General features: G+C 58.3%; 10 protein-coding genes and 1 pseudogene. 10 read left to right on the forward strand and 1 reads right to left on the reverse strand.

All coding sequences use genetic code 11. From position 1 onward, the window contains the following. From WA354_RS16015 to WA354_RS16060, 10 genes and pseudogenes are all read left to right on the forward strand, one after another. Positions 1-192, forward strand: a 192-nt coding sequence (locus tag WA354_RS16015; RefSeq protein WP_472814024.1) for a phenylalanine--tRNA ligase subunit beta-related protein, incomplete at its 5' end; no start/stop codon positions are given. A gap of 102 nt (positions 193-294) precedes the next feature. Beyond that, positions 295-633, forward strand: coding sequence for a hypothetical protein (locus tag WA354_RS16020; protein ID WP_472814025.1), 339 nt, complete (start codon positions 295-297; stop codon positions 631-633). 9 nt (positions 634-642) lie between these two features. Further along, on the forward strand, positions 643-954 hold the full coding sequence (locus WA354_RS16025; RefSeq protein WP_472814026.1) for a cell division protein ZapA: 312 nt from the start codon (positions 643-645) through the stop codon (positions 952-954). A 24-nt stretch (positions 955-978) separates the two neighbouring features. Then, entirely contained in the window at positions 979-1,341 is a 363-nt protein-coding gene (locus tag WA354_RS16030) for a peroxiredoxin family protein (protein WP_472814033.1), read from the forward strand. Between the two features lie 179 nt (positions 1,342-1,520). Then, complete coding sequence (locus tag WA354_RS16035) at positions 1,521-2,879, forward strand: S53 family peptidase (protein WP_472814027.1); 1,359 nt, start codon at positions 1,521-1,523, stop codon at positions 2,877-2,879. A 507-nt stretch (positions 2,880-3,386) separates the two neighbouring features. Then, positions 3,387-3,608: pseudogene (locus WA354_RS16040) on the forward strand (hypothetical protein); the annotation flags it as partial. After that, positions 3,609-4,469, forward strand: coding sequence for a prolipoprotein diacylglyceryl transferase (locus tag WA354_RS16045; RefSeq protein WP_472814028.1), 861 nt, complete (start codon positions 3,609-3,611; stop codon positions 4,467-4,469). Further along, positions 4,462-5,478 (forward strand): RluA family pseudouridine synthase, encoded by a 1,017-nt coding sequence (locus tag WA354_RS16050; RefSeq protein ID WP_472814029.1) that lies wholly within the window; start codon positions 4,462-4,464, stop codon positions 5,476-5,478. Before WA354_RS16045 ends, WA354_RS16050 begins: the two co-directional genes overlap by 8 nt. Before the next feature lie 74 nt (positions 5,479-5,552). After that, positions 5,553-6,575, forward strand: a complete 1,023-nt coding sequence (locus tag WA354_RS16055) for a VWA domain-containing protein (protein WP_472814030.1) — start codon at positions 5,553-5,555, stop codon at positions 6,573-6,575. Positions 6,576-6,758: 183 nt separating this feature from the next. Continuing rightward, positions 6,759-7,262: a hypothetical protein gene (locus WA354_RS16060; protein ID WP_472814031.1), complete on the forward strand. Its 504-nt coding sequence runs from the start codon at positions 6,759-6,761 to the stop codon at positions 7,260-7,262. Between the two features lie 93 nt (positions 7,263-7,355). Here WA354_RS16060 and ligA read toward each other — a convergent pair. After that, positions 7,356-8,973 (reverse strand): NAD-dependent DNA ligase LigA (ligA, locus tag WA354_RS16065; protein WP_472814032.1); only part of this gene is annotated, 1,618 nt, incomplete at its 5' end.

Raw genomic sequence — 8,973 nt, forward strand, 5'->3', positions numbered from 1 at the left:
ATTCCTGAACTTGTCGATTGGCGTGCCCGCGAAGTTTTTCGCGATGCCCGCCTCGGTGCGCACGAATATTCACTGCTCGTCAGCGCCACCTTTCAGGCCCCCGACCGCACCCTTCGCGAAGAGGAACTTCAATCATTCCAATCGCGCTTAGTTGAGGCTGTCAGCAAAGCCGGTGCACGCCTGCGAGCTTGACCCGTACCGAGGGAGTTTCTTCGCAGTTTCCCTCAGCTTCCAGTGCTCGCTCGCGGAGCTATACTTCCCGAATACAGCGCATTTGCGCGGAGGTTATTATCCATGTCGCCATCATCCCTGGAATCCCAGATCGCGGAACATTCCGTCAGTGAGCCCTCTGAAATGCACGACCCCGAAACATCCGGTAACCTTGCTCTCAGCAGCAGCGATTTTTCTGCTCTCGAAGATCGTGTCGCCCGCACCGTACAACTCGTCAAGAGCGAACGACAGGCCCGCGCCGCCGCCGAGCAGCGCGCCGACAGTCTCGACACGCAACTCCACGAGCAACTTGCTCTTGTAAAGTCGATGCAGGAAGAAGTGCGCGCCCTGAACGCCGAGCGCGACCAGGTACGCCAGCGTGTCGAACGCCTGCTTTCACAACTCGATGCACTTGAAGTTTGAGGTTCTTCGATGGCCAAGGAAATTCCGCCCAACACACCCGGTTACACCACCGTCAGCATCTACGACCAGACCTATCACTTGCGCGGCCAGGATCCTAACCACATCCGTCAGTTGGCGGACCTGGTCGACAGCAAGATGCGTGCGGTAGCCGCGCAGGGGCGCACTGTCGACTCTCTGCGCGTCGCCGTTCTCGCTGCCCTCAACCTGGCCGACGAAGTTTCTCAATTCTCCGGCATGGACGCAACCGAGGGCCGTGCCCGTGCCGCCCACTTACGCAGCATGCTCGATGAGGTCCTCGAAGACGAGCGCAGAACCGGATAGACAGCGAGGCGTCGTCACCGCGCTATCGCTCACCGATTCGAGGAGCAGCCGCTCGTCGTCATCAGCATCAGCCTCGATAAAGATGAGAACACATGGAAAGAATTCGTCGCGAAGAATCAGATGACCTGGCTGCAGTATCGCGACGGTTCGTTCGATGGCGCAATCGCCAGGAGTTTCGGAGTTAGCGCGATCCCCGCTACCTTTACCATCGATGCGGACGGCGTTCTCGAAGATCAGCACGTTGGCGATGCCAACATCGAAGGCAAGCTGAAGAAACTGGTTGCCAGCGCCAACGAACTCGCCAAACACAAACCATCAACGCCCGCGCTCGAGCAACGCTCCAAAGAAGCGCCGCTTGCCGATAAGGCACCCGGCGCGTCGAACTAAACTCTGCCCCTATCCCTCTAATACAACATCAATCTGTTCTAACGCATCTAAACGCCCATCCCTCGGCCCTCTGAGGTCGTTGCTCGTCAGCAGGACCAAACGCAATCGCCGCATACACTCGCGCCGTGAGGCGCTTCCGTCACGCCTGGGCCCCTTCGGCGTGCCGGTTGGAGGTCCGTATGAGATTCCTGTTTGCAGGATCCTGCTTACTCTCGTTTGCCCTTGGTGTGCCAATACACGCGCAACAACTCGATCCAAATCACACCATGCCTTTGACTCGGCTACGCGGCGGCGGGCATACCGTCCTGCCACACTCGGGCATGCAAGCCAATGAAGACATCGGCATCCGCCCGCACACAAATTTCAAAATTTTCGTTCCGGCCGGTCGCGATCCGCATGGTTTCGCTGAGACCGAGGTACATGCAAACGGTGCCGCCGCCGCTACCGCGTCTCCAATTTCTGGCTACTACGCGGAAACTCCGGCGTCGCTCTCCTGTCTCTACGGATTGGCCGCTGCGACCTCCTATTGCAATCCTGCCACCCTCTCGAACTCCAATGATGCGGGTGGCGGATCCAGGGCAATCGCCATCATCGACGCCTACGACTACCCGACTGCTGCGAGCGATTTGAAGGCCTACTCCAGCAAATTCGGACTGCCGGCTCCCACCTCATCCAACTTTACGGTCACGTGGGCCGGCAGTAAACCCTCTCCCGATCCCGACTGCGCAAACATCAGCGGCTGGGAATGCTGGGCGACTGAGTCGGCAGTCGATATTGAGATGGCTCATGCTGCCGCGCCGCATGCGCACATCTATCTCGTCGAAGCAGCCTCAAATACTTTCACTGATCTCTTCGCAGCGATTGCTAAGGCGGTCACTCTCGTGAGGGCGGCCGGGGGTGGCGAAGTCTCCATGAGCTGGGGAGGCAGTGAATGGAGCGCTGAGAGCAGCGAGGACTGGCGCTTCAATCAGAGCAAGGTCGTTATGTTTGCTGCTACCGGCGACGTGGAAGGAACCGAATACCCGGCTGTCTCGCCCAACGTGGTAGCCGTAGGTGGTACCACTGTCACGCGCAGCCCCTACACGCTCGACTTTGAACAGGAGACCACCTGGGAAGATGGCGGTGGTGGCGTCAGTCTCTACGAACCGCTGCCTTCATATCAGAATCATCTCGCCAGCGAACTCCCCGGTCGAGGCATTCCCGACGTTGCAGCCGACAGTAATCCGCGCACCGGTGTGTGGATCTTCGACAGCTATGAGAACACCTATGGAGGCATGCTGCTGCCCTGGAACATTATCGGCGGCACCAGTGTTGCCACTCCGCTTTGGGCAGGCGTAGTCAATCACGGCGGCTCTTTCTCCTTATCCAGCGCCGCGGAGCTCTCCCTCATCTACAACACCGCGGCATCGAACATGTATTCGCGCGACTATCGCGACATCACCTACGGCACCTGCGGCTACTATGACGGGTGGTATGCGCAGAAGGGCTGGGATCCCTGTACGGGTTATGGCTCCTCAGTCGGACAGGCTGGAAAGTAATCTCTCAACGTAAACGTACCTCAATGCAATCCGCCGTAGCTCTTCACATGACCGCAACACATGTGAAGGGCTCTCTATCTCTCAGAATTCATGTTTGAAACACATTCCCAAATGCAGGCATCGCTACTAACACAAATGAGCGCACCCGCACAAGACTTGCAATTCCTCGCCAACACCCATACAGTCAGCAATAGAAACCGGCCTGCTAAGCAGGTGGGTAGTCAACGCTGGTTGAACCAACATTCATTGAACAGGGGCTCTTCTCGTACAAATTGGTTCTGTGTGCCGTGTCCGCCAGTCCGGAATGCCTAATGAACCACGGGGAGCTCCGCCGTCTTAGGACGGGTTCACCAGCGCATTACTCACGGCCCCGTGGGCCGGATTTCTACCTTCTTCTCCCGGGAGGTTGTTCTGCTTGAGTTGTGCCTTATCGGCGAATGCTGCGACAAGGACCTTCCACCGGAATCTCCCGAGACAGTCATTTGCACATTCGAGTGAACCTTCTGCAGCGATTGCGCTCATTCGAAACTCTATGGGATCTGTCCCAATTTTGGCGGTAACCTCGTAGGCCGTCTCCATTCGTCCAGCTCTCAAGTTGAAGACCAGTCCCGCATCGAAGGTTCGCGTGTTCAAACCAGGCGGCTGCAGCCAACTCGCAAATCTTTGAGCGCGCGCTTCAGTCTCCTCCTGGCTGTTCTCTCCTCACTTGAATGCCCTATGCTTGCTTAAGTGCATCCCGTTCTCTTTCATATCGGTCCGCTTGTCATTCCTTCTTACGGCGCAACCGCCGCAATTGGAGTGCTTCTCGCACTCATGCTCGCCCTCCATATCGCGCGCGAACTTCGCATCGATCCCAATAAGATCTGGAACCTCTGCATCCTCATGCTCTTCACTGCGCTTGCCGGTTCGCGACTTCTGCTCGTTATTGCGAACTGGACGGTGCTGCGCCATCATCCACTTTGGATGCTGGGCCTCGCGATGGTTCACCATCCGCTCCTTGCCGCAATCGGATCTCTCATCGCGCTCGCCGTAGCCGCGTTCTACACCGTTTGGTACCATCTACCATTTAGTTCCACCGCCGACGCTCTCGCCGCACCTGCGGCTCTTGGTCTCGCCTTTGAGCAATTCGGAGCGCTGCTCGCCGGGTCCGGCTACGGCACGGGCGCGCATGCCCACTGGGCCATCACCTACACCGATCCGCTTGCCGAGCGATGGAGCGGAGCGCCGCTGTACATTCCCGTTCATCCAGTGCAGGCATACGCTGCACTCTGCTTCCTGGCGATTGCAATCGGCCTCGTCCTCTGGCTTCCGCATCGTCGCCAAAACGGGGACCTGGCCGGCATTTTTCTAATGACGACCGGAGCCGTTCTGTTCCTCACCGAATTCTGGCGTGATCCCATCGGCCGCGGTGCGCTCTTCCACGGCGTATTGAAAGGCCCACAGGTCGCCGGCATCGCATTCGTAATTGGCGGTGCATGGCTATTGCTCGAGCACGCTCCGCAGCGCATCGCCGTGGCAGAGGTTTCCGTAGCTCCCAACGTCCCGCCACGATCTGTTCCATCCGACATTGAAAGGCCATCCCATGGCTGAGACCCGTTCGATCGAAGTCCCACCCGAAGCCGCAGGCCAGCGTCTCGATCACTTTATCGCCACGCAACTTGAGGGCGTAAGCCGTTCGCGCGTGCAGTTGCTTCTCGATCAGGGCGATGTGTCGGTCAACGGCGCGCAAGCCAAGCCCTCGCTCAAACTCCGCGGCGGCGAAAAGATTCTCATTACGGGCGAGCCCCATCCCGCGCCGCTCAAAGCCACACCGCAGGATATCCCCCTCGAAGTCATCTTTGAAGACAAGCACTTCGCCGTCGTCAACAAGCCTGCCGGTATGATGGTCCACGCAGGCGCCGGCGAAACTGAAGATGCGCGCAACAGTAACACTCTCGTCAACGCGATTCTCTTTCGTTTCAAAGCACTTTCAGCCACGGGCGGCGACCTCCGCCCCGGCATCGTCCATCGTCTTGACAAGGACACCAGCGGCCTGATCATTGTCGCCAAAAGCGATGCCGCCCACGCGGCGCTCGCCGAACTTTTTTCAACGCGTCAAATCAGCAAGACCTATATCGCACTCGTACAGGGATCAGTCGAGCGCCAGAAGGGAACCATTACCGCTGCACTTAGCCGCGACCCGTTGCGCCGCACCCGTATGACTACCCGCCCCTCAGATAATGCGCGCTCCGCCGTCTCTCATTACGAAGTTATTCGCCGCCTCGACACCCGCTTCGGCAAGTACACTCTGGTTCGCGTTCGAATAGAAACAGGCCGTACCCATCAGATTCGCGTCCACATGGCTTCCATTGGCCATCCCGTCGTAGGGGACACGGTCTACGGCGCATCCTCTCAACTTACTGACCAGGTGGCCGCGCAAGCCGCTCCCTCCCGCTCGGCACGCCGTAACTCCCAACCGGAGCGTCTCAAACTGAGTCGCAACTTCCTTCACGCTGCGCAACTTGCATTTACGCACCCCATCACGGGCAAACCTCTCGAGTTTGAAGCCGCGCTTCCCAGCGAACTTGAGACGTTCCTTGTCCGCCTTGAGCAAAATTGAGTAGACTCCGTCAACACCTCCGTAACGTGAACAGCGCAAGATTATCGTGCGCCATTGATAAGATAGTGAGTGATATGAGCACAAGATATTTCGGCTTGGTCCTTGGGGCGGCAGTGTGTGTCTCCATGCTGCAAGCCCAGCAACCTGCGCAGATGCCCGCTCCGCAACCGGCTCAGCCCCCTGCGACCCAGCAGGCCGCCCAAACCCCGGCAGCACAGCAATCTGCGGCCGAAGCTCAGGATCAGACCCAGGACATCGGCCCTACCCTCAAACTTGGTGTCAACGAGGTCAACCTCATTTTTACCGTGACCGACAAACACGGCCATTACATTCCGAACCTTAAGCAGAGCGATTTCGCTCTGCTCGACGATCAAAAGGCGCCTGCAAAGATCACTTCGTTTCGACAGCAGATCAACCTGCCTCTGCGTGTGGGCATCGTCATTGACGCCAGTACCTCCATTCGCTCCCGCTTTCAGTTTGAACAGCAATCCGCGACCGAGTTTCTGCTTCAGATACTGAAGGCAAAAAGCGATCGCGCATTTGTCATGGGATTCGACGTCACCCCGACGGTGACCGCCGACTGGACCAACAACGTCGATGCCCTCGAAACCGGCATCAACCGTTTGCGCCCCGGTGGCGGCACCGCGATGTTCGACGCCGTCTACACCGCCTGCCGCGACAAGCTCCTCGACGTCTCGCGCGGCCAGGAACCCGTTCGCCACGCCATGGTCCTCATATCCGACGGCGACGACAACCAGAGCCGCGTCCACCTCGACGAGGCCATCAAGATGTGCCAGCGCGCCGAGACCATCGTCTATTCCATCAGCACTAACTGGACCCCCAGCCGCGGTCGTGGAGATCAGGTTCTTGAGCAGTTGTCCAGCGATACGGGAGGCCAGACTTTCTTCCCGCCCTCCGTTGAGGAGATGTCCACCAGCTTCAAAAGCATCGAAGAGGAGTTGCGTAGCCAGTACGCGCTGACCTACACACCGGCAGACTTCAAGGCAAATGGAGAGTTCCGAGCCATTTATCTTTACTGCAACGACCGTCGCTACGTCGCCCGCGCCAAAAAAGGCTACTTCGCCCCGAAAGAATAGCAGCGCGTCCGCACCTCAAAATCGAGTGCCCATCCTTTCGGCATTCTTGTGGATAGGGTGGGACCATCCCATTTCGACACTGGTCCTCTTCCGTCTCTCCGTTTCGAAACGAACAGCGATTCTTTCTCCTCAATCCTCCGTCGTTTTCCAAAATCTGCGATGAAATGAGTTGGGGGAGATTCGGTGATCCGCCAGGCAATCTCGTGCGACATTTGCGGAACAGAAATGCTCAACGCCAACCACTGGTTCGTCGCCAACGATCGCGGGTCTGAGCTTCGCATCAGCACATGGAGTGCGCGTAACCGCATCAAGACAGGGGTACGCCACTTGTGTGGACACAAATGCCTGCACAAGCTTGTGGATGATTTCATGGCGAAGGCGCTCAGCGCGCGGGCTTCAGCAACGGTTGAATCAGATCCATCGAGTGCAGCATCTTCGAATCGCGCGGCGTCGCCGATACATACAAGTGTTACGTGTACTGCGTCCCCCCAAATGACGCCGCTTCCAGTCATCGGCTCGCACGTGCAAGACTTTGAATCCTCAGCCCGCCTCATCATGTCGACGGACCAGATATCACCGCGCGGAGCATCCAGTTCCACCGCCGTGCGCGCCGAAGCGTGGAAGCGCGAACGAGAGCGTCAGCGCCTCACCGAACAAACCGAGCGGCCCCGCCGCTCCATCGCATAAGAGACAGCCAATTCAACGCGAAGCAGGACCCCTAACGCGCTAACGTGGTACTTTCCGCGAAGCGGAAAGGCGACCTGCTGCTTCTATCTATTCCTATTCCCTGTCTTTATCCAGCAGCTTCAAGAGCCCCGCCTCACCCAGCACTGGCACTTTCAACTCTTGCGCTTTTTCCAGCTTCGATCCGGCTTCCTCACCCGCAATCACGTAGCTGGTCTTCTTGCTCACTGACCCGGATACCTTCCCGCCCGCAGCTTCGATCATCGCCTTCGCTTCATCGCGCGAGAGGTTCGGCAGTGTTCCTGTCAGCACCAGCGTCATGCCGGCCAACTGCACCGTGCGTTGTTTCCTTTCTGCGGTCATCTTCACACCTGCCGCCTTGAGGTGTTTGATCAACTCGCGATTGGCGGGCCGGGCGAAGAAATCCATGATTGCAAGAGAAATGCGCGGTCCGATTTCCTCCACACGCTCCAATTCCTCCGCACCGGCATCCATGATTCTATCTATCGATCCGAACTCCTGTGCCAGCAGCTCAGCCGTGCGCTCGCCGACAAATCGAATGCTGAGACCCATGAGCAGGCGCGCCAGCCCCGCTTGTTTTGAATTCTCAATCTCCTTCAGGAGTTTCTTGATCTCGACCGGCCCGAAGACGCGCTGCTCCTTCTTGACGCCGTTGCGTTCGATCTCCTGCTTGAGCGACGCAAGGGTTTCTTCGTTAAGCGAATAGAGGTCAGCCACGCTCTTTACCACTTGCCGTCTTGTGAGTTCGTACACCGAAGCTTCGCCCAGCCCCTCAATATTCATAACCCCGCGGCTGGCCCAATGTTCTACGGTGCCATGCAGCAGGGCAGGGCAGTCGACGTTGACGCAGCGATAATCGGCCTCGCCCTCCTCGCGTACCACCGCATTGCCGCACACGGGACAGTTCTTCGGAAAAGCAAAGGTATGCTTCCCGCGCGGATGTTCAGCATCTTCGACGATCGCCGCAACCTTGGGAATCACATCCCCGCCGCGCTCCACCTTCACGAAGTCGCCAACCTTCAGCCCCATCCTCTCGATCCAGTCCGCATTGTGCAGCGTCGCGCGACTGATCGTGGCCCCGCCCACAAACACCGGGTTCAACATCGCCGTGGGTGTCAGCTTGCCGCTTCGTCCTACGGTGATCATGATGTCGTACATCTGGGTTACCGCCTGCTCGGCCGAGAACTTGAAAGCAATTGCCCATCGCGGTGCGCGCCCCGTGTAACCAAGTCGCTGTCTTGTACCCTGTGCATTCACCTTGAACACGACGCCGTCGATGTCGTAGCCCAGCGTGGCTCTGCGCTTCCCAGCCGACTCAATAAACTCCATCATCTCTTCGACACTGTGCATCCGCCCCCGATGCGGGTTCACCCGGAATCCCAGTGCCGTCAGCGCATCCAGCGTCTGTTCCTGCCCCATCGCCGCATATTCGCCCTGGGTCAGCAGAAAGTAAGCATATACATCCAACCGTCGCTGCGCCACGATGCTCGGTTCCATGGTGCGCAGCGTGCCCGCCGCAGCATTGCGCGGATTCACCGCCGGCGCCAACCCCTCCGCCTCGCGGTCCTTGTTCATTTTTTCGAATGCCTTCAGCGGCATCACAGTCTCGCCACGCACTTCAAATTCCTGCGGGACGCTCGCTTCCTTCAGCTGCTCGGCCGAGAACTTGAAAGCAATTGCCCATCGCGGTGCG

Source organism: Occallatibacter sp. (assembly GCF_049802275.1).
Classification (GTDB): domain Bacteria; phylum Acidobacteriota; class Terriglobia; order Terriglobales; family Acidobacteriaceae; genus Telmatobacter.

Bases quoted from the DNA above. Each gene is read 5' to 3' on its own strand.
- WA354_RS16025 (WP_472814026.1), top strand. From the start codon at position 643: ATGGCCAAGGAAATTCCGCCCAACACACCCGGTTACACCACCGTCAGC.
- WA354_RS16050 (WP_472814029.1), top strand. From the start codon at position 4,462: ATGGCTGAGACCCGTTCGATCGAAGTCCCACCCGAAGCCGCAGGCCAG.
- WA354_RS16055 (WP_472814030.1), top strand. From the start codon at position 5,553: ATGAGCACAAGATATTTCGGCTTGGTCCTTGGGGCGGCAGTGTGTGTC.
- WA354_RS16035 (WP_472814027.1), top strand. From the start codon at position 1,521: ATGAGATTCCTGTTTGCAGGATCCTGCTTACTCTCGTTTGCCCTTGGT.
- WA354_RS16020 (WP_472814025.1), top strand. From the start codon at position 295: ATGTCGCCATCATCCCTGGAATCCCAGATCGCGGAACATTCCGTCAGT.